This window comes from Limibacterium fermenti (assembly GCF_041902845.1).
In the GTDB taxonomy this organism is placed as follows: Bacteria; Bacteroidota; Bacteroidia; order Bacteroidales; family Dysgonomonadaceae; genus Limibacterium; species Limibacterium fermenti.
Genome location: NZ_CP159486.1, coordinates 2,426,480 through 2,452,953 on the forward strand (window position 1 = coordinate 2,426,480; position 26,474 = coordinate 2,452,953).

At 38.9% G+C, this 26,474-nt stretch carries 15 protein-coding genes; all 15 read right to left on the reverse strand.

The window, feature by feature from the left end; all coding sequences use genetic code 11:
• Positions 1–108: 108 nt before the first annotated feature.
• The 15 genes from ABNK31_RS10775 to ABNK31_RS10845 all read right to left on the reverse strand — a co-directional run bounded on the left by ABNK31_RS10775 (position 109) and on the right by ABNK31_RS10845 (position 26,191).
• Positions 109–924, reverse strand: coding sequence for a hypothetical protein (locus ABNK31_RS10775; protein ID WP_418892527.1), 816 nt, complete (start codon positions 922–924; stop codon positions 109–111).
• A 182-nt stretch (positions 925–1,106) separates the two neighbouring features.
• On the reverse strand, positions 1,107–2,882 hold the full coding sequence (locus tag ABNK31_RS10780) for a phosphodiester glycosidase family protein (protein ID WP_418892528.1): 1,776 nt from the start codon (positions 2,880–2,882) through the stop codon (positions 1,107–1,109).
• A 48-nt stretch (positions 2,883–2,930) separates the two neighbouring features.
• The gene (locus ABNK31_RS10785; protein WP_418892529.1) at positions 2,931–6,266 is read right to left on the reverse strand and encodes an alpha-amylase family protein; all 3,336 of its coding nucleotides are present in this window, start codon (positions 6,264–6,266) and stop codon (positions 2,931–2,933) included.
• Between the two features lie 19 nt (positions 6,267–6,285).
• Positions 6,286–7,179, reverse strand: coding sequence for a hypothetical protein (locus tag ABNK31_RS10790; RefSeq protein WP_418892530.1), 894 nt, complete (start codon positions 7,177–7,179; stop codon positions 6,286–6,288).
• A gap of 115 nt (positions 7,180–7,294) precedes the next feature.
• The gene (locus ABNK31_RS10795) at positions 7,295–8,494 is read right to left on the reverse strand and encodes a glycoside hydrolase family 27 protein (protein WP_418892531.1); all 1,200 of its coding nucleotides are present in this window, start codon (positions 8,492–8,494) and stop codon (positions 7,295–7,297) included.
• Positions 8,495–8,551: 57 nt separating this feature from the next.
• A complete protein-coding gene (locus ABNK31_RS10800; protein WP_418892532.1) occupies positions 8,552–10,837 on the reverse strand; it encodes a hypothetical protein in 2,286 nt (761 codons plus the stop codon).
• Between the two features lie 101 nt (positions 10,838–10,938).
• A complete protein-coding gene (locus ABNK31_RS10805) occupies positions 10,939–12,357 on the reverse strand; it encodes a Gfo/Idh/MocA family protein (RefSeq protein ID WP_418892533.1) in 1,419 nt (472 codons plus the stop codon).
• A 13-nt stretch (positions 12,358–12,370) separates the two neighbouring features.
• A complete protein-coding gene (locus ABNK31_RS10810) occupies positions 12,371–13,768 on the reverse strand; it encodes a Gfo/Idh/MocA family protein (RefSeq protein ID WP_418892534.1) in 1,398 nt (465 codons plus the stop codon).
• Between the two features lie 20 nt (positions 13,769–13,788).
• Positions 13,789–15,681 carry a glycoside hydrolase family 97 catalytic domain-containing protein gene (locus ABNK31_RS10815; RefSeq protein WP_418892535.1) on the reverse strand — a complete coding sequence of 631 codons (1,893 nt, stop codon included), beginning with the start codon at positions 15,679–15,681 and terminating at the stop codon, positions 13,789–13,791.
• Between the two features lie 229 nt (positions 15,682–15,910).
• Positions 15,911–17,320, reverse strand: coding sequence for a hypothetical protein (locus ABNK31_RS10820; protein WP_418892536.1), 1,410 nt, complete (start codon positions 17,318–17,320; stop codon positions 15,911–15,913).
• A gap of 27 nt (positions 17,321–17,347) precedes the next feature.
• Positions 17,348–18,100 (reverse strand): family 16 glycosylhydrolase, encoded by a 753-nt coding sequence (locus tag ABNK31_RS10825; protein WP_418892537.1) that lies wholly within the window; start codon positions 18,098–18,100, stop codon positions 17,348–17,350.
• 171 nt (positions 18,101–18,271) lie between these two features.
• Positions 18,272–19,651, reverse strand: coding sequence for a DUF4998 domain-containing protein (locus ABNK31_RS10830; protein WP_418892538.1), 1,380 nt, complete (start codon positions 19,649–19,651; stop codon positions 18,272–18,274).
• Positions 19,652–19,672: 21 nt separating this feature from the next.
• Positions 19,673–20,962, reverse strand: coding sequence for a DUF4959 domain-containing protein (locus ABNK31_RS10835; protein ID WP_418892539.1), 1,290 nt, complete (start codon positions 20,960–20,962; stop codon positions 19,673–19,675).
• A 45-nt stretch (positions 20,963–21,007) separates the two neighbouring features.
• Positions 21,008–22,975 carry a RagB/SusD family nutrient uptake outer membrane protein gene (locus ABNK31_RS10840; RefSeq protein ID WP_418892540.1) on the reverse strand — a complete coding sequence of 656 codons (1,968 nt, stop codon included), beginning with the start codon at positions 22,973–22,975 and terminating at the stop codon, positions 21,008–21,010.
• A gap of 12 nt (positions 22,976–22,987) precedes the next feature.
• Complete coding sequence (locus tag ABNK31_RS10845; protein ID WP_418892541.1) at positions 22,988–26,191, reverse strand: SusC/RagA family TonB-linked outer membrane protein; 3,204 nt, start codon at positions 26,189–26,191, stop codon at positions 22,988–22,990.
• Positions 26,192–26,474 lie beyond the last annotated feature (283 nt).

Consider the following 26,474-nt stretch of genomic DNA (forward strand, 5'->3'; position numbering starts at 1 on the left):
ATTGAATATTTTAGTGGTTAATGATCTTCAAATATAGAGAAAGTTGTGGCTTATTTCAAATCAATGTGTAAAACCGGCCCAAACGGACTCAAACAGAACACTCAATTTTTATGGGTCTGTGTATATGTGTATACTTTTATGTATATTTGTTTTTACTTCATTCACATAGTCCAGACGATTGAGTTCTTCCGTTTTTCCATCTGGAACAATCTCTTTCTGTCCTATTTTATAAGCTTGAATAGCAGTATGAAATGTATATTCCTCACCGGGATTAAGATAATACAATCCATTATCTCCCTCCTGTATAGATGTTATCAGGGTATAACTGCCTTCTTTCCCTTTTTGAGGGTCTGTTTTATACCTGTCTTTATGAGAAGGCACCATTATTGAAACTTTTTTATCTGATATATTTTTTACCGTATATCGTTCACAAAGAATAGGTTTATCTGTTGATGGAAATAGAACCCTTACAATTTCAATCTTTTTGACAGGTTCTTTCCCCAGAAGTTTTGTATTAACAAAACCTGTAGAATACTCACTAACCACAATGAGCCTTCCGTCAAGTTCTATCGATTTAACTTTTTCATCACTTAAAGCTAAACCATCAACAATCAGCAATGAGGGATAGTCTATTGAAAAACGCTGAGCCAAACTAGCGTGCGTATTATTAGGTAATGTTCTAAGCATCGGCCAAATCACCGATCTTTCCAATCGAAAAGAGCCGTCTGCATTTACGCCATATCGTAAAACGACGGACATTTGTAATCCGCTCATTTCGATATGATCGTAATGAGGTATGTCGTGACCAATATTCCAACGGATGCTTTTCCCTTCTTCTTTTATTTGCCAACGATCTTGAGCCATTATAACACAAGACATAGCAAAGACGAGAATAATTACTAATAATCTTTTTAAATTCAACATAATATATATCTATTTTGGCAACTTATACGGAAATTATAACTTTAGCCATTATCGCGAAGCGAATAACGCGAAGCATTTAGTCGAATGACACACCTTACAAAACTTAAATTATGAGTCCACTTTAAAAAAGGTGGACTCAATTATATTACTTATAAGCACTCAAAAATGGACTTTTAAATCTTTCACTTTTTTTGTGATGTAATTAAAACCCCGTTACCTACCGCCCTGACGCTTCCATCCGACGGCTTATTAACGATTTGGTCATTGACTATCATCACAGAGGACCCTCCGCCATCCAAATTCACGGCATTCCAGGCTCCTGCAGATCGAAATATTTCTCCGAAATCTTTCATGCCACAACCTTTTGAATCTGTTTGTCTGCCATCTACAACCATCAGATACACTTTTGTTTTATCTTTAGAATAACCTATTCCTGTTCTCGGGTTATATAGATCATCCCCTTCTGCACGTACCCCATTCTTTAAAATTATATTATCACTTCCTCCCACCATCTCTTTAAAATCAAGCAAAAGATCAGGAGCAGATCTTAAATCTGTCTTTAATGAGAGTGTGACTTCATCCTTCACGTTCAATTGTTTCAAGAAATCCGCTGACGTTCCCCTTCCATGCAGTACGGCATGGCCTTTAGGAATACGGGAACGTCCGGGATTATCATAAATTTCTTCCACGATGCATTCAAAATCCTTATTGGCCGTAAAAAAGAAATCCGTCCCGACTTTAGGACGCACGACGACTTTCGTCCCTCCAGGCGTAGTGCTGGTAGTATTTCCGAAAGCCGAAGTATAAAGGGTCATTAGGTTAGGAGTTAATTTATCATTTGATTCTAACCGTAACATATTGACGGTATGGATGGAAGTAGATTCGCTCCCTTTTTTCAAAGTGCCTTTGAAATCGACCCGGTCGATATACGGCTTTCCGTCTCCTCCCAATACAAAACCGGCTCTACCCGTGGGATTGGTCACCATTTTATTTTGATGAAACTGTCCGCTTCGGGGGATTCCTATTTCAACGGGATCTTGATAAAAATAGAAATCGCCATTAATCGCACCCACAACATTATATCCTTCTTTCTTTTTTCTTTCGACCATTTTTGTAGGACGTTCGGTGGCTACTGCGCTGTCTTTAGCCAGACAAGTCTCGATCTGAACCGTAGGATCGGTTAAATCGACTTCCAACACATACACTTTTAACGGATATTCCGCTAAAGCGATGGAATAATAGATTGTTCCATCTCCGACTCGGCGCTTATTCTGCAAGGTATCCACTACATACGACCGTCCATTGATCACACAGACATCTTTCTCTTTGACCGTGGTGAAGGCTATTTCGGGTAAGTAAGAGATTTTATCTTGCTTATCTTTTACGTAGGGCAACAGATTATAATGCGTTCCTGATTTTAGCTCCTCTAATGTCAGAGCCGCTTTTGCAAATTCTTTTTTTACCGGATCATTGACTGTCGGTTTTCCTTCGCTATAAAAAACGCCCCACTCTTTGAGCCGATCGGTAAATGTAAACAATACGACGGCTGAATGAGTAGCAATGGATTCCTGATCAAGGGTTGCCGTATATTCAATGGAAGGTAAAGTCGTAAAACTTTTTTCACTACCGTATTGAATATTGCCATCATTGATATAGGCCCGATATTGATACGTGTATTCGGGAGTAAGACCGGTTAGAGTAACGCCGAATTCATTGCCGGAAGAAAATGAGTGGGGATATTTTTTATAACTACCGTCCATTTTAACTTCAATTCCATACTCTGAAATAACGCCGTCACCGGAGTCGATAATTCTTCCACTACAAACTGCCGATACATCAGCGATATCCTTCGCTTCGAGTGTTTCTACCTGAGCAGATTGAATCTTTTCGGGTTCTCCTTTGCACGATAGGCAGAAGAGGAAGGATAATAAAATAATGAGATTTCTATAATTTATCATTTGTCTGTTCATTTATATTTTTATCCGTAAGTTTATTACATATTTAAACTATCTCAACGAGAGATAAACAATTCCATACTTTTCAATCGTACCTTTAGGAATTGTGATTTTATAACGATTCCCTTCTATTTTTTTCACATGAATCTCTTTATGGCCTTCTGCGTCGGGAGAAGCGTAATAGGCTTTACCGAAAGAAGGTAATACGATTTCAAAACGAATATCTTCCTTTATCGACTCCCATGTAGGATTAGATAAAGGAAGTTTATCCCCATCTTTCACCTTTACCCCCACAGCATTTAATAAATGCACCATTACAGTTTCTTTTCCCGGCGACGGGTCTTTATAAACCGTTACGAGCACTTTGGAAGGAATGGAAACAGGCTTAAAGTTCATCATTTGAATAACATTCTGCATCAGCTTTTCATTTCGAGCGGTAATTTCGGGATCAGGATTATAACGATACACCATATTCGTCTCCCTTATCGATTGACAGAATTCATTCATCATGTTTTTATTTAAGGAATAGACAATCCGTCCTTTCCCGTATTCAACCTCTATATAATCGTTCCTCTTCGCTTCCGTCAGCTTTGCGTCAGAAAGGATGTCATAAAAAGCCCTTCTACTCCGGGGCTCGCCATACGGGTCGAACATCCCCGCCTCTCCGGTTATGAATAATGTTCCTCCTTTAGAGATAAATTGTCGCAAATTAACTTCTTGACTTTCTGACATACAATCCATGCCCGGCGCAAGCAAAATCCTAAACCTTGATAGATCGTTGGAAGATATCATATCGTCCAAAATAAAAGTATGGGGGACATGTCTTTCAGACAAGAACTGACTCGTTCCCATCACCTCTTTAGGATAATTCACCGTATTTTTTACAGACCAGTCACGCGTCATACGTGAAAACACAATCGCAACATCCGTAAAAGGGGTCGATGTTATTTTATTCATATTCTCCTGCCAACCCGTATAACGATTCATTTTCTCCGCTCCTTCAAAATCAATTAAAGACCAGGTTGTTTGCCCGAACATATTGTTCATCGCCCAACCTATCAGCGCATAATCGAATACTCCATTAGGATACACCAATCCGTAGATGGGAGATCCGTATGTTTCTTTGAGACTATTGTACATGTTCCTACTCGTAAAATTATAGCGATAATCATCCCAAACATCCCTGCTCATAATTTCTGTTCCCAGAAAATCCATCGATTTGGCGCTAAGCGGCAAATCCCCTCCCTGTGCATAAGCAGCATCGTTTTTCAAAAATCCACCTTCCGAATAATATTGTAAATTTGAAAAATAGGGATTAATCTGACGGGTTGCATTACTCAAATCTATCCGCCATTGAGCTATGGCATATTTCCGCCATTCAATCCATGTTTTCCATAATTTCGAAGACTTATTATGTAACAAAGGATCCGTCTCATCATCAGGCAGTAACAATCCGGAAGCTTTCGTAAATGAATTACGGCAATGGGAACAATTGCAAAAATTAGCATAATGAAAAGCACATTCATCAAGCATAAATCCGTCGATTTTGGTATTCTTGATATGTTTAAGAATATACGGGAAGAAATATTCGTTTTTAAATTCCGAATTTACAGGGCATGTTCCCCACGTAGGTAATCCGTTAGTATGATTATGCTGTAAATAGTCCGGATGAGCTGCCAGAAAACGAAAGCCCATATCGGCGTTACACAAGATAGTCAAGTCTTGATGATCAATAATTTTCATTCCTTTCTCATGTGCTATTTCCACGATCTGACTTATGTTTTTCTCCACCCGTTCTAAATGAGTAGGTACAGCGTGCCTCAAAAGGAATCCGTTTAAAATAACGGCATCCACTCCGCCTTCTTTAACCTGACTTAATCGCTTTTCTATTTTCGCCGGCGTGTTGAATTCATTAAATGTTCCCCAGTTATCCGGTCCCAACGATCCGAGAGGAGAATTGAATCTCCATTCCAATTGTTTCGAATGTTGGTCGGGAAGGGCGGTTTCCAATTCAGGAAGTTCCGGTATTCTATCCGCTTCCATCACTTTTCCTGCAAGCGATGAGAAAGTAAGCGATTTGCCATATACCGGCGGAGTATCATAATAATCGGCAAATATTATTCCCGGACAAAAACCGCCTTTCTTAATCCAATTTCCTCGCCGAAATTCATAATCTTCTTCACTATGCATAAATAATTGGAATCCGATAACGCTTGCAGCCCAATCTCCTTCAAATTCAATATCGGCTTTACCCTCTTCTATCCATCTTACGAAAGTCATATCCGCAACCTGCCCCTGCGGAACTTTTATATTTTCGTATATTCTTTCTCCATTTAAAGCAATATGAAAAGGCCCTTTACTATTATCGAGAGCGCTACTGCGAATGGTGACAAGATACAATCCGGGGCGCAACCCGTATGTACTGAAAATATTGGATTGCGATGAATTACACGAAGTATATAAGGCTCCGGACAAATTACCGCCTGCCAACCGAATATCCTCAGGATTTTTCCAACCATATCCTTTTTGCTTATCTACTTTATCCACACCGGCATTCAGAAAGGCTTTTCCCGCCTTTTCACTGAAGCAAAACAATTTTTCAGCAGGAAGTTCGGAAAAATAATGATAAAAAGTAACGGCATGATGCTTTAAATAATCCTCTTTATTTCCTTCAAAAATGACCAGTTTGCCTGTCAGGTCGCCGCCGGACTTGGAAGCCGGAACGGAAATGGAAAATTCAATGACATCTTTTCTTTTTGCTATAGACCATTGCGACATCATTGTATTAATACCACTCGAATAATAGGTCGTTACCCCCTGTGGATTAAGATCAAAGGTTATCGCTTTTCCCTGCGGCGTATTGAATGTTATCCACCGAGTTCCGGTTACAATGTTTCCATCCGGAACGGAAGTCGTCAATTTACCACTGCTCCAACGAGCATTAAACGAACGGCCGGACAAAGCATCCCATGTCGAATTTTCAAACATAGAGGCCGGTAACAGAACTTTATAAGTGATATAAGGCGTAGGATAATTATCCATCAACGCTTCCTGATGCGTCTGAAAAGTTAATTCTATCTTTTTTCCATCCGGAGACAAGCCGATTTCCCTACGATAAGGAGTTATGCACTTGCGGTTCCAAACATTCGTCATTTGCCATCCTTTAAAGCGAGATACTTCGAACGTTTCGGCATAATTACCGACAGTCTGATCCGATATCCATGAAAGGGAATCGCCGGTTATTAATTTTTCCCCTTTCCATTTTATTTCAATATTCTTATTGACAAAAATTTCAAATGGAGAATCCTTAACAGTTAATATTTTTTGTGCATCTACTCCCGCTGTACCCGCAAGGATAACAAGAAAAAAAACAATGATTCGTCTCATACTTTAATGGCCTTTCTATTTATTTTGAAAATTCCTCTTTAACAACATCATATTTTTCTTTTCCTTTGACCGGATCGGGATGAGTATAAATACACACGCCATTTCCATATTGTCTCGATAATTTTATCATCTCTGAGACATAGGACGGGGTCGAAGAACCTGCTTTCGAATGGGCACTCGAATAGATATCAATAATCAAAGGCAAATCTTTAAACATTCTCCGTAAACTGTCTATTTCATTGACAAGGAGATCGTACCTGTTTAATGTTTCTTTTCCGGAAGATTCTGCCTTATAAGGAAATAAAACACCGTCAAAATAAGGCAAATAATCTTTGGAATAATCGGTTATTTTGGTAGAATTATAATAAATGCAAGGAACAAAAGCCAAGTGGGGATTTATTTTTCGCATCGCATTTACGAACTCTGCCGTATATTCCGGCGTATAAAACTGAAGATTCCAAGCCACAAAATCATCAATGCTCAATGCTTTAATATTGGAATATTGTAAACTCAGAGTCGCTATCTCTTGCGCCCATTTTACGTAATCGGTACCAAAAGGTTCAGACGACCACTTCGTTCTTGGTTTTGCTTCCGAAAAGGGAACAACGGTAACCCAAACATCGATTTTATTCTTTTTTGCCAACGGTAGAAATAATTGGAGATCATCCCAATCTTTGTCTCCGCTCCAAATCAACCAATTATAAGTATTTGCATTCAAATCTTTCAATTCATACACTAATTTACGGACATCCACCCGGCCATTTTCCAATCGAGGGGGAGATGCGTATGTGCCTTTTATATTCAATAAATTATTCTTTCTGAGTTTACTGTAATCTCTGTGATTTTCTGTCGAAATACAACTCGCAAACAATATAAAAAACACGGATAATACGATTGCAATCTTTTTCATCATTCCTTTGTTTTATAAAAATACTTTTTGTGCCAAATCAATTAATCATTAAACTTCATTCCTTATGTCCAGAGGAAAATTCTATTCTCGTCCTCTCCACATATCTTGTGCGCTCTCTCTATTTCCCCTTTTTTATAAACCGGTAAACCTTTACAGAATGAGGAGGAATCTTAATCATGATCCTATAATCTCCTGTGATTTTGAACTCTTTATTTTCCCATAAATCCAAAATTTTGTAGTCTGTCAATTCATAAGAGTCCTCATACAATTGATAGCGAGGATCGCTTTCTCCTTTAACCCTTAACAATCTGTTGAAATTCACTAATACTTCTTTTTCTTCATCGCTTCGGTTTAAAAGACAAGCAGCTTTTTCATTATTGACCAAATTTTTGATCCATATTTCATAACCCCCGCTTTCACGGATACAAACAGCTTGTTGCCCTAATTTATCTTGATTGACAGCAATCAGGTTCGCATTCGTCAGAATAGACATGGTTTCTTCCGACATGTTCGATAAATCGTTACCAGCCATTAATGGAGCTGCCAACATACACCACATCGAAAAATGAGTTTTATACTCGTTGGTAGTCATACCTCCATTTCCTATTTCCAACATGTCGGGATCATTCCAATATCCGGGCTCAGCGTATTTAGCAAGAGGTTTTTCTGCATCAACAATGTTGATCATAGAATCCCAGTTGTCTCTAATATCTCCAGTCGTGCGCCCTAAGTGCCCGACCTCTTTTGCCCATGTCCAAGGCTGTGTTTCCCCCCATTCACAAATACTTAAAACAATCGGACGACCCGCTGCATATAAAGCATCTCGCATTAGAGAATAAGAGGCGAACGAGTTCTGTCCGGGAGTAGCATAGCACCAATCAACTTTTAAATAATCAACGCCCCACCGAGCATAGGTGCGAGCATCTTGAAATTCATAACCGCGAGAGCCCGGTCGCTTTTGACAAGTAGTAAGTCCCGCACATGTATAAATTCCGAACTTAAGTCCCAAAGAATGTATATAATCGGCTAAATATTTCATTCCATGTGGAAATTGAATTGTATCCACGACAATCTCCCCTTCTTCATCTCGGGAGATTTGCCAACAATCATCAATTACAATATATTCATAGCCAGCCTCCCGCATTCCGCTAGAAACCATAGATTTTGCGGCTTTCATCACGACTTCCTCATTTACCAGGCAACCGAACTTATTCCAACTATTCCAACCCATTGGCGGAGTTTTTGCCAAATCAAATTTTTGTGCAAATAATCCTCCACATAAAGAGGCAAAAACTAAAAGTAATAATCCTTTTTTCATATTCATTTATATCTTCATACAAATCCTGAAGTTTTCTACGAAGCCATTTTAATTTTATTATTTCATCCATTCTCCTAATAGTTGTCGACAAATATGTAACTTATGTTGTGCATCCGTAAGATCCCGCATCTCTCGTCCATACATTTTAGCAACATCTTGAGTAAGAAGCCAATTTTTAATCTCCGAAATTTCATCCTCCAACTTCGTTAATTCTAAAATATTAATATGATTTTGAACTTTATCCATATTCGACATCAAGCATTTAATTTTCCGGTTATATTCCTGAGCATTCGCTTGATCCGACAAAATATCATCGGTTCCAAAATCCGCACTCGCTAAAAGATTACGTTTAGGATCCGTCTTTTCAGTAAGGCTAAAATCATCAAACCATGCGGTGCCCTCCGGCTGATGAAATTCAATCAAAACCATCGCTGTTTTTACGGCCTTTTTGGGAACAACTATAATTTCACCTTCTTCCCAGTCATGTGTTCCCGGAGAAAAGGCAAATGTGTGAATCTCCGGCCAATTTCCATCCTGATAATCAAGATAAAGATGCATGGCATAATAATACCCTAAACGTTCGCCTAAATGATCCCTTCGGTTTGTTTCCGTAATCGATTTCAACTCTGATTTTTTCACGTTTACTGATTTACTAAATGCTTTGAGACTCAAAGGAACGGGTTGAGATTGGTTTAATGTAACAAACTGCGCTGCGCCCTGACGATTATAGTAAGTCCACTGACCGTTATAAACCGAGTATATATTTCCATCCGTACGTAAACTGCCTCTTCCTGATTTTTTTGTTTTCAAATCAATGATATACCCTTGACAAAATGGTTCCCACGGTTTCAGAGGTTTATCAAAATCGGCTAAAGAGGCATTATTATTTTCTATTGGGGGCATTGTTATGGCCTTTTGCGAATATCCTATTCCAAATTTCTCATCCATTTGTCGTTGTAATAATTGCGACTCAAATATTTTAGAAATACGTGAAAAAATATTACTCGACACAGTCTTCTTATCTCCTAATTGAATTAAAGATGGACCCGACAACGTTTTGAAGCGGATTATATCGCCTTTTCTTTGGTGTTTTAAAGTAGTTTCCGAGAATTCGTCAAAAACAATCATATTCGCTTTCACCCCCATACTATCAGCATTCCATTCAATAATTCCAGACTCATTTGAGTTAATGTACAAATAAATTCCTTTTTTAAGGTCGTTACCATATCTATTAATACTGCCATCAAGGGAAAGGGTTCCCTCAAATAAATCATTCGGGTCTGATTCGACCACATTCGGCTCAATTACCCTTCCCGTGACATCAATATGATTCTTTTGATTGTTAGTCCGTTCTGTTTCTCTTGTTTTCTTATTGAGAAGAATATGGGCATATGAATTATTTTGAGGTCCGGCTTCAAACATGGCTTTACTCAATGGCAATATTTTGCGCAGCATCCATCGTTGATGATCATAAATATCGGGACGGCAATGAAAGAACGAATAATGAGTAGCCGCAGCCCTATCCCGTCCATCGGTATAACCAAAATATACAATACCATTAAACTGTTTATGTTTCAGATATTTTTCTAATTCTCCCGACGATAAATGACGTGTAACGAACTCTCCAAGAATACCATTGAATCCTTTTGCCCGCATATCTTTCATTGTTCGTTGAGAAAATTGGAAACCCTCATTTCCAAAAAAATCAATATAATGATATAAATTTTCCAATCCACCATTCGTGGCAATGCCAAAACCTTTCGGATGTAAAGTCTTTTGAAGATATTCCAAAAAAAATCCAGGGACTTTACCGGCATTATCTAATGCTAAACCGCCATGTTTAAGACCTTTTTCTGTCAACGATTTCAATTGGCTGGATACAACTGTTTTTGCAAGAGGATTAGTCGACGACAAATCCATTTCTCCATACACATCTCCATACGCTCCCTTCGGAGTATATTTTACCGTTGCATATTGTGAAAGCCCTGAAATACCATAACGTAATTGCGCAAATTTATCAAATGCCAATTTTGCAGCTTGGTCTTTATCTTTCAGTTGGCTGAAATCAAATTTTCCGTTCGGATCTTTCAGCGAAATTTCCACCACAGAATTCCAATAATGGAATACGGCTATATCGAGCATGGCCGCGCGCTGGGGATCTTCCCCTCCCCAAACAATATCAAGCCCGAGTTCAGTAATATCCGGAATATTGGCGGCCGGTTGCCCAAAGGCAACCCCTATACCACCTCGCCATCCGGCATATCTGTAATTTATAGGAAATTTATTTATTTTATTTGTTTTCGCAGGCTTTTCTATTTTTACATATTTCTTTGTTTTCTCCATATTATGATTTGCAACAGAGAATGCCGACGACATCATATACATGACCATGATTCCTAAGGTCATTTTTTTAAAAAAATTTCTTCTGCTATGCATACTGCATGTTATTTCCTTACCCTTGTGGTATTCCCTTCCGACAAAGAAATATCTACCGGCCGGTTGCTTTTCCACGCTCCGCGCGTAAAGTCCGGAATATCGATAGGCTTTGAACCATTGGCTATAGACCATTGACTTAAAGGAGTAACCACACTCCATGAAGCGGCATCATACACATCAATATCCATTGGAAGTCCGTTCCTCAAGCAGTCAATCAACCGCCAGGTCATTAAAAAATCCATGCCGCCATGACCTCCTACTTTTTTGGCCATCTCGCCTATCCGTTTTTCTATTTCAGGCATGTACTGTACTTCCGCTTTTTTCATCTCCTCATCACTAAGCCATTTGTCTCCCAAAGAGATTCTACCGGGTGAAGGATATTTTAGAACAGACCCTTTTGTCCCGGTTAGACCATGTATGCGGGAGTAGACTCTCGGAGTCGTCGTATCATGCTGAAGCATGATGGCCTTTCCTTTTTCCGTCCTGATAATAGAGGTATTCATATTTCCCCTATAGGAACGAGTGTCATACTTTTTATAAAACGGATCGCTTTGGGCAAGCTCCGCGACTTTCTTGCCCAGAATGAAATCATCGGAAGACATGGATACCATGTGATTCAATTTATCCCCTCTATTAATGTCCATCACTTGACAAACAGGGCCTAACCCATGCGTTGGATAGACATTTCCGTTATGATGCTGACTTTCTTCCAGACGCCACATGTTTAAGTCCCTGGTTTTTTCATAAAGCGTCTGATGATGAAGATAGCCGGCATCTGCATGAAACACTTCTCCGAAAAACCCTTGTCGAGCCATATTCAATGTCAACAACTCAAAGAAGTCGTAACAACAATTCTCCATCATATAACAATGTTTCTTTGTGCGTTCCGAAGTTTCTACGACTTCCCAGGCTTCATCTACGGTTGATATGCCGGGAACCTCTACGGCAACGTGCTTACCACACTTCATGGCATAAATCGATATCTGTGCGTGAAGAGGTCCGCGCGGAACAGCAATGCTGATCAAATCGATATCGGGATTTTCACACATTCCTTTCCATGCTTCCTCGCTCCCCGTATAAACCTGAGCTTTCGGCAATTTCCTTTTTACAAGCAATTGTTGAACTTCATCGATACGGAATTGCACAATATCGCAAATCGCTTTTATCTGCGCGCCTTCCAAAAAAGTCATTTGGTTAAGATTGGAATATCCGCGATTGCCGATTCCTATAAATCCTACTCTGACGGTTTCCAACTTAGGAGCACGATATCCGCACATATTAAAAGATTGCTTTTCTCCCATTTTCCTGCGAGGAGCTTTTCCGGTTGAAGTAAAAACAGATTCTTCAGCATATATATTCGAGCCCAAACTCAATCCGACACCACCGATCGTTACTTTTTTAAGAAAATTTCTTCTACTTTCTTCCATATTACAAGGTAATTTAAAACAATACTTTCTCCATATCTATAATAGGCCACGGTTTAGCTTTTTGCCACTCGCCCCTCGTAAAATCGGGGACATCTACCGAATTGCTTCTATTAAGTACCGATTTTTCACTTAAATCGACAATACTCGACCAAGTAGCTGCATCATACACATCCTGATCCAAGGGCAACCCGTTTCTTAAACAATAAATCAGTCTCCAATCCATGATATAGTCCATTCCTCCATGTCCTCCCACTTTTTTAGCCTGTTCACCGATATACTTCGACAAAGGATGTTCATATTTTTTCGTGATCGCTTTGAATTCATCCTCACTTAAAAATTCATGGGCTTTAGGATCCAATGCAATCCTTTGTTCCGGATACTTAACGGCATATCCCTTTGTTCCAAATAGCTTATGAAGGCGATCATAAGGACAGGGACTCATTACATTATGTTCGATTAAGATCGTTCGTCCGTTAACCGTTCGAACAATCGTACAATTCATATCGCCCAATTTATAATTTGCTTTTGCTTCCGGAGAATCTTTGCCATATTTATTCTCTGCATATAATGTCAATCCGTATTCATTGGAAGACATGGAAGTAAGATAATCGAACCGATCCCCTCTATTGATATTCATCGTATGAGCAATTGGGCCTAATCCGTGTGTCGGATATGGATTTCCGGTGTGACGGGTATAATGATCGACCCTCCATGTATTGTGGTAATTATCGCTTCGATCCAATTGATTCCTCAGATCATGAATATACGCGCATTCTCCATGGAAGATATCCCCGAATACTCCTTGACGAACCATATTTAAGGTGGTCAACTCGAAGAAATCATAACAACAGTTCTCCAACATCATACAATGACGTTGCGTTTCTTCGGCTGTATCTACTAAAGCCCAGCAATCCTCAACAGTCATGGCCGCCGGAACCTCGATGGCGACATGTTTGCCATGCTTCATAGCGTACACAGCGATAGGAACATGTAAATCCCAAGGCGTTGCATTGTAAATTAAATCAATGTCATCCCGTTCACAAATTTTCTTCCAATCATCCTCCTTTGAATAAGCAACCGCTTCGGGACGACCGGCATCTTTTAGATTCTTTTGAGCTGCAGCGAGTCTGGCAGGAACCAAATCGTCCAACGCCACAATTTCAGCGCCTTCAATTCTTGCTAAACGATAAACAGCGCTATTGCCTCTTCCCAAACCGATAACGGCTATTCGAACAACCGGAAGCGGTTCGCATTTTAATCCCATTACGGACTTTCCTTTCCTTTTGGGAATAGGTTGCTTTTTCTGAGCTACTTCGTATATTCTGTTGCTTCCATAACTTGGCAATCCGAAAGTTCCGAGAGCAAGCCCTCCCAATAGAGTTTCCTTTATAAAATCTCGGCGATTATTCATATTATTCAATTTGTTTAAAATTAATTTAGTACATATTTATACAAAACAAAGGTGTTCGTTTCCGGAAGTTGAACGGAAATAGTCCCGTTTTCCGAAACCTGTTGCTTAAACTTTACTCCGTCTCCTGCAACAGGAGTGAATTCTATCATTAAGCCTTTTGGTAACCATGTTTCGATATTCTCCGTATCATTGGATGCTTGTTCCCTGAAAATAAGCAAATAGCCCTCTCCTCCATTTATGGATTGAAAACCGGTCCATGATTTTCCCGAAGGTTCCTCTCCTATCGGTAAAATAACGCCCTTGTGAAAATCATGTTGAACGCTTCGGTATTTTTTGATCAGCTTCTGAGTAGCTAAAGCTTCTGAAGGCAGGTCCGCTACATCCATCCATGCCAACGGTTGAGCGGCCATCGTAGTAGCAAATAGATAATCAAAAGAATCATTGGCTGGAGCAAAAGAATCATTTTCGGAATATTTATCCTGATTCTTCCATTTATTGGGAAATTCTATCAATAATTTCTCAGCAGGAATGTATTTTGACAGCATCCACAGATTTCTCAATGTTTTATACGGATAATAATTTCCCCATTCGGTGTACCTATTCTCCAAAAATAAATTTCCGTATTCCGTAAACACAAAATAGCCTCCTCTGACACCGGCCGTAATATCCAGATTAAAGAACATGTTCTCATCGGTTTCCCTCATAACCTTTTCATACATTTTGCGGGTTCTTGTTTCAGCCAATTTATTAGGCATCTTTTGCCCATCAATTTTGACCATCTTTATTCCATATTCTTTGTACATTTTAATCAAGGCATCCGCATCCTTTTCCCAGTCTTCATTATCATTGGAAAGCGAAGGATTTAAATAAAGAGCTACTTCCACTCCCGATTCTTTTCCTTTTTTCACAATCGGATCCAAACCATTAGGAAACAACTTTTTATTAGGGGTCCAAAAGTCTGGATTTTTTTGATATATATTTTGGTACGCACCTCCATCACTACCCACCTGCCATCCATAATCAAGTTGAAAATGGGTAATTCCCATCTGAGCACAAACATCTATCTGTTTTTTGCAAAAATCTTCCGTTAATCTGGTTAAGCTACCTCTATCTCCCCACGTATTCATTACAATCATTTCATCCCGATCAGGAAGTTGTTTGCGAATATTCTTCTGATATTCGCGTAAAGCGGTTAAACGCTGAAGTTCTCCCCCGCTATAAGTTCCCACCACAAAACCATAAGCCTTCGTCCATTCATCCTCATCGAGATCAGCGGCAGTCAATCCTAACCCGATTATTTTAACTTGACCGAAATTCGTTATAAAGTCAGCTCCCGGATAAGAAAGTTGAGTGGCAGAACAGGCAGCTTCTTTCAAAAAAAACAAACCTTTATCCAACTCTCTATTTTCAAAAAACAGGAGATTGCCTCTGTGGACGTTTTCATGGTACGAATGAGTGTTATACGATTTCACCAACGTGTTATTATAATCGGACATATCGAGAAATTCCACCGCATCTATCCCCCAATGCTTGCCGCCTAAGACAACCTGATCCATCACAGGTATCTCGTTATATTGGGAAAGGATCTTTCTGGATTCAATATATCCCACTTCCGCAAGCTCTTTTTGTTTAACAACCCATGTCCCTTTCGCTTTTCCTTTCAGATAAAGATCGCAAGCGATAGCTGGAGAATTTATATATATACGGTATATTTTTTTGATTTGTAACTGATCGAGCGTGTATTCAATTATCACTTCCAGATGCTTCGGCATTATCTTAGATTCAACTTCTTTCGATTGCCATTTACCGCCGGAAGCCGTCTGATTTTGTTGTGGAATAAAAAAATCAGGATTTTGTTTTTCATTGATCCAAAATTGCCGGCTCTTTTTATCTTCTATTGAAATCGTGATCAAATTTCCATTATTCCAGAGAAATTTTCTTTCTATCAAATCATTCCCGATATATAACGTGTCCGATTTCAAGAAAGTATAATATGGATTTGCTTCATTGCAAAATAGGGGCGTCTTAGTTATTAATAAGACAAACAAAATAGTATAAATATTTTTTTTCATTTTATTGAACGACAGTTGATGATTTTATTGAACAAACTCACAACTCCATACCATACAATCTTTGTCTAAATTATTGAAATGGGGAAATAAAAACTTCCAAAGGAGCTAACTCTTTTTTCTGAATAGTGGGAATAATAAGTTGCAACTCATCCGTTTTACTTGTATTCGTTGCGATTATATACTTTTGACCTTTCTCGTCTTGCTTAATCAAGATATGCAAATTATTATCAATCTTCTTATCAACTGTTTTCAACTCTATAACAGATAAATTTTTATTCAATTCTTTCAACATCGGCAATAAAGTATCAAAAACTTCCGGTTTTTTACTCCAATCATTCCAAAATAAAATACCCGTAGCTCCATGAATAACAGCCGTATAAATTTGACATTTAACCAACTCAACATACATTTCAGGAGATACGCCTGCTGGCCTTGCATACCCATTGCCATCAAAATAAATCCATATAGGAGTATCTGCACCTAATCCGGCACGAAGGGCATCTACTGTTATTCCCGATAAAACAGGATAATTCGAAAAATCCCAAAAAGCATTTATGCCGAATACATCTCCACATCCTTTATAGTCCTGTGCTATCAATTTAGCATTTTCATACCAATTGGATTTTAACGTTTCAAACCCATAATCCGCATAATCATACTTCCCATTATCGAATTGATAAACAGGCATATCATTATATGATTTAAAAAATCCCAATAAAGGAATTTCACATTTACGAGCACTTTCGCTTAGCAATTCATAAGGAGGCTCTTCCGGTAGAGCATCATGATTACGAAGATAGGATTGTTCGAAAAAATAAGTAGTGCCTCTACAATGCCCTAACAAATCCACGAAAATAAGCGCATCTTTATCATTTTCTTTTACCTTCTGATTGAATTTCGCTCCCACTGAAGGGGGAATAGCCCATCGACTTACCCCGCCTAAAGCAATCTCATCAATATGGGAAAACAGGTATCGCTCATTCGGAAGATTTTGCAACACTTTTTTTATTTCGGTATCAAGATATTGATCAAAATCAGCCGTGTTGACAACCTTTTTTAAATACTGGACACGGTAATAGTCCTTATCTTTACCCTTAGGCAATTCGGGAATGCTATCCAAATAATGATGTAAAATAGGAGAAAAAGGATTGATAATATGTATTTTATCAGTCATGTAGTCTTTCTGGAAACCAGGAGTCATAAAGACCATATTAAAAGGATCGGTTTTCTTTTTAAAAAGCGAGGCATTATTTTCATAACTCTTTTCATCTGTTTCTACAGAATCGGTAAAAGCGTAACCCGGTACATGCCATGTCCCGATCGCAAAGAATTTTTCATATTCGTTTTTATCAAATTCTTTCTTTAAAACCCAACCATCATCACTAAATTTCCACTGTAAATGACTAGAAGGCAACTTTCGAGATTGAGAACAATTGACTAATAATAAAGATACTAAAACAACAAAAAAAACTTTTCTCATAACATATACTTTTTTTTATAGAAGGTATTATTTTTTATAGACCCTTACATAATCAACAATGAAAGTATCCGGCGCACATGCCTTTTTTAAATTTTCTAAGGTCGCAGGAATCTCCATACTCAAAATCATGTATTCATCTGTATGAGACAAACCATCGGTACGTTCATGGAACTTTAATCCATCCATATAAATAATATACTTTTCAGGTGTCCATTCCAAGCCAAATGTATGAAATCCGTCAGATAATCCCTCAAGAGTACTTAATAATCTACCGGAAGATTTTTGATTGGGACCATACGCCCAATGTAAAGCATGCGTCATTGTATCCCCATACTCTTTCATATATTCAAATATGTCAATTTCAGCACCGAATTTTCCAGGATCTTCTCCTTTTGATATCTGAGGAGATTGCAACCAAAAAGCGGCCCATGGACCTTGACTTTTCTGCATTCTCGCCCGACATTCAAAATATCCATAAGTCGTTTGATAAGTATCTTGCGTACCAACAGCACCTGCCATAATACTATCTTTTTTGATATCGTACATTAATAATAAATCTCCATCACTCACTTTCACCATAGAAGGGTCATTATAACCAATACGACGAGGACCTGTGCCACGATGTATCCATTTTGTCGTATCTAAAGTAATACCATCAAAATTATCCTCCCAAACTAACTTGTAGCTATTTTTCTCAGGAGAAAAGACCTCTTGTGATAAAGCTGAATTTTGAGGCGAAGGGGTATTCTTATTTAATTTATTTACGCATCCACTAGCCAAAACAAAAAAATGGACAGTCCTAAAACACTTTTTTTTATTTCCATCCTAAACTATTTTTCATCATTACAGAATATATTCATCCACTCATTCGTATACTTGAAAAAAACAAATAACCGTCCGCCCACTTTTGAAAGTTGCGGACAGTTATTTGAATAATTAAAATGTAATCGATCACTTGTCCAAAACCCAATAGGAATTAGTGGCATCAAAATCGAATTCATAGAAATCCCCGTTATTATCGAGGCCCAATAATTTCTCTCCGACACTCACTATTTTTACAAATCGGTTCCAACCGCTACCAATCGCATCCTCATTTCCAAGCCTACCAGTCGTCGAAATAGGAATACTATGCAAATAGCCTTTCGCATCTATTCCAATAAGATACTTAAAATTAAACAGCACACAAGGATCATATCTAAAATTCGTCGCGACTGTTAAGCCGTTTGAACTTGCCCATGTCGCATCATTTTTGGCGAACCAAGTTTTCAGCGTATAGTCGCCAACAGAATAGAAGAAACCTTTTGCAGGCAAGAATTTTGACATATTAAAACCTGTGCCTAAAACATTTCCGACTGAAACAAGTTTACCGTTCGTTATTTTATGCATCGTAACCTTATGATCCGTGCTGATCGCTATAAATTTATCATCATCATAGAAAAAGAAATCCCTATAAACATTCCGAGGTACTATACCCTCATATTTTTCGGTATAGGCAAAAGAACCATCTTCCTGCAAAGCATATATAATCAAATCGCCGCCCTTATTCCATTCATACAAATATTTTCCGTCACGTTGAAAATAGTTGCTTTGTATATTTCCTAAGAGAGATAATTTTGTTCCCTTTTCAAACACAGCTGTAGGAGCTTTATAGACCGCGTACTCGTTGTAAACCGTATCAATTCCTTGAGGAGGAAAGAATACAGTCCGAAAACGAAATTCCATACCATCGGTAAAATCGGATAATTCAATCTTATTGGTTTCTCTTTCAATCCTGATCGTTCTTTCCGTGCCTTTACTATCCGTGTAAACTATCTGCGAATACACTACGCTATCCCCTTTAGAGGTGAGAGACAAATTCAATTCATAACGCGACTGTTCGTAATCGAAATTTCGAGATTCTATTTCTCTTGCATTTAACCCCTCAGCAAAATCTTTACCCCACATAGTCGCCGTAAGTGAAGAATACAAAGAAGTCTGTCCTTTGCTGTTGATATTCCGAAATTCAAAAGACATCGAACCTTCAGGCAGATTTTCAATAACAATCGAATCTTTCTGTATACCCGAAGTAGTACGGACAAAATCTTTTACAACCGAATCTTTCCGCATATTCCAATAAATAATCGTTTGCTCAATCTTCGGATCGGAACCGATATACCAGACTATCTTGGTCCTTTCAAATCCCGGGAACGATTGAAGAGAATCCACTTTCCCTAAATAAACCTGCTCTCCTTTTTCTGCATATTCCTTTTGAATATCATTCATATCATCGCAAGAGATGGCAAAAAAGAGGATTGCCAGCAGGCTCACCATTATTGAAATTAATTTATTCATTTTTTTCATCTGATTATAATTTTAATTCTGTGGGACCTTAGTATCACCATAAAAAGTGAACTCGGAGCTGGAGAAATAGTTAGTTGAAGGAGGCGGAGTAATAAAGGTAATGCCACGGACAAAAATCCGGACATACCGCACCGGTTTGGCCTCCACGGGGACTTCACTTTCCACTCCGCTTGCAGACAGGGCGTTTTGTTCGGTGGAAGTGAGCCCGGCCGGAACGGTATTTCTTCCCAAATATGTCCAATCGTCTTTAAATGTTTTATCAGGGAGGACAGTTGTAGCGTCAACGCCCTTAATTGCGCCCCACCGGACACTCAATGAATCCAGCCAATAAGATTTGTCATCAATTTTATCGTAATCGATTTTATCAATTCCCCAAGCTTCAAAATCTGTAATATTTGCCTGCCCGTAAAGAGAATTTATATGGTAAGGATGTCTCACAATACGGCTGAGTTGAACCACCTGTTTCAGGTCGAATGTAATGGAAAGGCCGCTACTTCCGCTTGTTGTCAACCAGCCATGAGCAGATGTATTGACTTTATTATCGTATAAATTCGAGAATGGGAAATTAGGACCTAAATTTGTAGTATTGTCATATGGAATAGATGAACGGAAATCGGCATACGGTTTAGGAACCATCGTTTCGAAAAGCGGCGTAGTCGTAAACCTTATCGTATCCGATATATTTCCCCATTTGTCTTCGAAAGCGATAGCGAAATCGGTTTCCACCGCATCATAGGTTCTGAAAGTATATTTTTCATTTTTAGTCGTTGAATAATACATTTCGCCGGTAATCAACTTATCGCTGTTTCCTATCGTATCTTTCATCATCAGTCTTATCCCAAGTTCAGTAGCCTCAGGATTATCCCACTTAGCAAAAACCCCACCAAATGCCGCTTGCACTTTTAATGATTTCTTAGCAATACTAATAAGCGATTCCAATGGTGTGAACTCCACAGCAAGAGGTTCTGATTTTTGTTCTTGCCTGTTCACTTTATAGATTTTTGCTTGGACCTTATCCACGTTATGAAATCCTTCAATAGTGAGTGAATTTTTATATACGGAAGATTTATCGGTAAATATTTTTCCGTTTCGTTCATATTCCGCCATTACATACAATATATCCTCATCATTCGGAATAGTATAGGTAATGGTAGCCCCTCCGTTAATCGGGGTAATCGAGTACTCTTCTATCGGCCCGGGATTCCATTTCCCTTTCGTCTCTTTATTCTCATCGTTACAGGCAAAAAAGAGCAATGAGCCGAGAGCCAACGCTATCATTATAACATTACCTGCTTTTTTCATATAGCTTATTTTTATTATTTTCATTATTTTAATATATTATTCCGGTTATTGCCAACCATAGGTTTGAACCAAATTTGTATTGACCCTTATATCATAGTTTCTTAAAGGATACAAGTAGTCTTTAAATGTAACTTGCCGTGTCGGAGCATATTTTACAGGAACATAATACTCTTCCGCGACTTTTGAATCGCTCCATTTGGTAGGCGTAAGCGTCCAATATTTATCAGCTATTTTCCAACGGCGGACGTCCCAAAAGCGCTGTCCTTCAAAAGCTAATTCAATCAACCGTTCTTTCTGGATAATTTCACGCATTCCGTTTTTAGTTGAGGGCTTATTGGGATTAGTAGATGTACTTCTCCAAGATTCTACCACACCCTTCAATCCCGCATGCTTTCTGACTTCATCGATCCAATAATAGACCTCATCATCAGGCGTCCCTTTCACTTCATTCAACGCTTCGCTATAAAGCAAATACAAATCCGACAAACGAATCAAGGGGAATCGATAATCATACGGTGTATAGCTTTTGTTATCATCACCTTGGCTACAGGATGATTCAAATGGAATAATCTTTTTAGGAGTATATCCTACAATCTTATTCTCTCCTTTAACTTCACCTGGACGCATTTTAAAAAAAGGATTGAAGGAAGCCCCCCCATTATTTGTGGTAGTGGCCAATTCAAAATAACCTCTGTCAAACCCCAAATCCGCATAAAAACGGGGTTCGCGGTTAAAATGCATCTTTACGGTCGTTTCTCCCGTAGCAATATACGATTCATGTTTATCTCCTGGAGTTGCCATTTGTAAACCATACCTGTCTGAATAATCAAAATTTTTATCTTCATCCATCGGCACGCCGTTATTGGTATAAAATAGTTCAGACATGTGCCATGAAGCATAATAGTAATTAACATAAGACCTCTGATCTTGGGCATACAAGTACGGGAAGAGCATCCTTAGCATATCACCCAAAACACTAAAGCCTAAAGAATTGGACCCTCCCTTTCCGCCGGCAAAAGTTTCTTGTGTTGCCCATATTACGCCTGTATTTTTCTCTACATCCTCCGTAATCGCCTTTCTAATGGTCATTAATTGAACCAGCGTATCGTTCATATTATAACAATTCGCCGTTGCATATTTATTAAAGTCATATAGTTTAAGCCCCGCAAGATGACAGGTATCAATTGCATTTTTGATGGCTGTAGCAGCTCTTTCCCATTTGGAAGGATCGGGAGTATCGGATATTAATTGTTTTCCACGACTATCGATCCATCCCTTATAATCGGTATTTCCATTGAATAAGGGACTTGCTGCCCATGTCAAAACTTTGGCTTTCACGGCCAATGCAATGGTCTGTGAGATTCGCCCCTGTTCCGAAGCAGGATCAGGAAGCGTTAAGGGCAAATCGGATATTGCTTCGTCCAACAATTCCACAATATAATCTACACACTCATCTACCGGCTCACGATATAGTCGCACTGTTTCACCAGAAGCGTCAAGAGGGAAATTATCCTTTGCCAATACAATAGGGCCGTATAACTCCATCAAAAAGAAATGATAATAGGCTTTCAGGAATTTTACTTCGGCTATCCAACGCACTCTTTCAGAAGCCTCAATATCTTGAGGTGTATAAATATTTTCCAAAAAAGTATTGCAGTCACGAATAGCGGTATATAGATTATCACCTCCCTGCCGTCCCGACCAATAATTCTGATAAGGATCATTCGTATTCTGATATCCGCTAGCTATTTGTCCGGCCACCGATCTGCCGGCTCTCTCTTCCAATCCCCAATCAAATTCATCCCTGCTGGTGAAATAAGTAGGATAATATAATGGATCGGTGGGATCGGGCAAGTGAGAATAACACGTTCTTAAAAATTTCTCTGTGACCGATCGATTGGAAAACACATGCTCAAGCGTTGGGGTATCCTTAGGCACCACGTCTAAAAAATCACAACTTACCATCCCCATCAGGAATAAAGTTGCTGTTACTATTTTTATTAAATTCTTCATTTTATTCCTACATTAAAAATTGATATTTATTCCAAGGTTGAGAACTCTTTGAATGGGGTAACCCAAACCGTTACCGGCCATCTCGGGATCCCACATCTTAAATTTAGACCAAACGAAAAGGTTTGTACCGCTTGCATAGAAACGCAACATAGATACATGAAATTTTTTTGTCCATTTTTCCGGCAACGTATATCCGAACTCCGCCGATTTCAATCGAATAAAAGAGCCGTCACGCAACCACCATGTGCTCGTTTGGTTATTGTTTGAAACAGCATACTCTGATAAGCGGGGCCAAAAAGCATAAATATTGCGATTGCTTTCGGACCAGTGATCGTCTGCAATATACTGCAATAAGGCTCCTTGCCCGTTACTTGTAAAAGGAGTGATTTTAGACGGGTTGATAAAGAACGACGAACGGGCGGATCCCTGGAAGAAGCAGGAAAGATCAAAAGCTTTATATCCTAAGGAAAATCCGGTTCCCCAGATAATTTCGGGGTCAGTCGGATATCCAATGGGAACCATGTCGTCCGAATCGATCTGACCGTTATTGTTAACATCTTTATATTTTATATCTCCGGCACCGTATTTTCCGAATAATTGTTCAGGAGAATTATTAACATCTTCTTCATCAATGAATAATCTTTCAGCTACATAACCCCATGACTGTTTTATTTTTCGTCCAATGTGCGATTTCCACGGGACATCGCTGTAATCCGCCTCTTCATACTCCTTATATTTACTGGTAGCATAAGTAAAATTACCATACATTTGAGCCCACAAGTTTTTATTAAAACTTTTCTGATACTTCAATTCCATTTCGAAGCCTTTGCCTTGTGCAACCCCCAGATTCGCCTGAGGAGTTTGTCGCAATCCCATCGTCGTCGGAATATCAGCCCTGCCCTGGAGAATGTTTTTACGCGTTTCTGTGAAGTAATCTGCCAAGATCGTAAAATCTTTAAACAAACCGAGTTCGAGGCCCAAATCGCTTTTATAAGCCATTTCCCACGTTATCTGATCATTGGGATACCTATCGATCGATATTCCCGATCGATATTCCCTATTGGTTCCGAACCAATACCCGTCACTGGACATGTTTACTTGTGACAAATAGAAGAATCGATCATTAGTATCTCCAATCTGATCGTTTCCCACTACGCCATACGTGCCTTTTAATTTAAGGGTAGAAATAACATCTTTTACACCTGACATAAAACCTTCATTGCTCACCATCCATCCGGCTCCGACCGAAGGGAAAAATCCGAATCGATATTTCTTTGCAAACCGTTCGCTGCCATTATATCCAAAATTGAATTCCAGAAAATAACGAGAATCATATCCGTAAGCCAACCTGCCGGCAGTAGAAATATTTCGTTGGGGCAATGTTGCCTGCAATTGCTCGCTATTGGATAAATCGGTCCTTTCAACCCCAACTTCATTTCTTATAGTCCCTACGAGCAATGCATTGAGATCATGCACTTCGTTAAACGTTCTGTTATACCCCAACCGAATCTCCCCATATTGAGTGGAATAAACGGTCCTTTTTCCATTATTCCAATTTAAGTATTCGGTTCCACTATCGGGATTCAACGGATTTAATTGATACGACCCATCAAGCGTAGTAGCCAGAGAATAGAAAAAAGGAGAATATGAACGCGAAAAATCATAATAAGAATTTCGCTTCACATTATAGACTGCTTTGGCTGATAATCCTTCCAATGGTCCGGTAAATTTATGATCAAATTCTAATTGGAGTAACATCATGGATGTGCTTTTCTCTTTGTATCCACTTGAAATCACGGCATACGGATTTATATAAGAACCGAGTTCATCCCCCATGCCGAAAAGAATATGGTTCGTTTCTTTATTCGCCTCGTCTTTCGGGTAGAAAGGCAGAAACTGCACCGGAGAAGAATTACGCGTCAGGTAAAAAGCATATTCCCCACCCGATACCTCTTTATTGTCTATCTTTCCGGATATAGGTCCTGTTTCATCGTCAAATGAGCCGTAAGCGCGCACCGTTCCCGTTGTGGTCGGGCTAAACTTAATAGTAACATTGGAACGAATCTGAAGGCGGTTTAGATCGATATTATTATTAAGCATATTTTCTTTGCTTTCTTTGATAATACCTTTATCATGTTGATAATTGGCGGCTAAATAATATTGTACGGCTTTTCCTCCTCCTGTTATATTCATATTCACCCGTTGATTAAAAGTCCGATCTTTAATCAAATAATCGTACCAATCTATCGAAGGATACCTAAGAGGATCTGTTCCCAATTCAGTTTCATGTATTTTGGAAGAAGTATATGGAAGCGGCACCATCGCATCACGTGTTCTTACCGCTTCATTGTGAAGTTTCATATAAGTAACGGGATCGGCCAAATCTACCAAATCAGTATTGGAAGAAGAGGATAATTCCGCTCGCACATTCACGGAAATTTTATCAGCCACTCCTTCTTTAGTTGTGACCAGTATAACTCCATTTGCTCCCCGCGCACCATATAATGCAGCTGCATTAGCATCTTTCATAACAGAAAACGATGCGATATCATCCACATTCAAGCGTGCCAAATCCGTGGATTCCATTTCAATTCCGTCGATTAGGATCAACGGATCTTTTTTACCGGACGTACTAAAACTGGTAACGCCACGAATGAAGAACTCTGCATTATCCAAGCCCGGTTCTCCCGATCGCTGATAAGCGATGACCCCGGCCATCCGGCCTGCAAATGCAGTGGTAAGATTACTACTGGGGACTCTTAATTCACCGGGAGTAATTGTCGTAATAGAACCAACGACACTTTCTTTCTTTTGTTTGCCGAATGCAACCACTTGCACCTCGTCTAATGACACGACATCTTCTTTCAAGGTGACCGTTACATCATTAAGAGATTTCGCCTTTTCTTCAAAACTCGTAAAACCAATAAAAGAAAAAACCAAAGTTTCATTAGCATCACATTCAAGGGTATATTTTCCTTCCGAATCAGTGGCTACGCCCACCCCCTTTCTTTCTTTTACTGCAACCATCACTCCCGGCATAGGAAATCCGTCTTGATCTACTACTCTTCCGGTAACTTTCACTTTCTGCTGTATATCATTGATAGTAGCTACTCCACTTGTATTAGCGGCATTCGTTTTGATTTCATTGTAATCAGTATTGCTTGAAAAAGCAACAGATGATGAACCAAAAAGAATCAAAACAACTATGATTTTCATGCAGCATGAAAATTTAAAAATAAAAAACTGTTTAGTAACATTCATATTAAATTAATTTAGATTAATTGTAACTTATCATCATCATATTCACCAACTTTAATTTCTACGTTAACATAATTTTCAGGCTAAAAATAATTTAACTAATCCTCTTATCCTTCCCCATTAAATAAATTTACAAGTCTAACTACCTCATTTTTTTTCGAATCATTCTTCGTTTTGCTTCACAATATTAATTATATGACCGTCTTAATTAAAAATACTCTCTGCTTCATACAATCATACT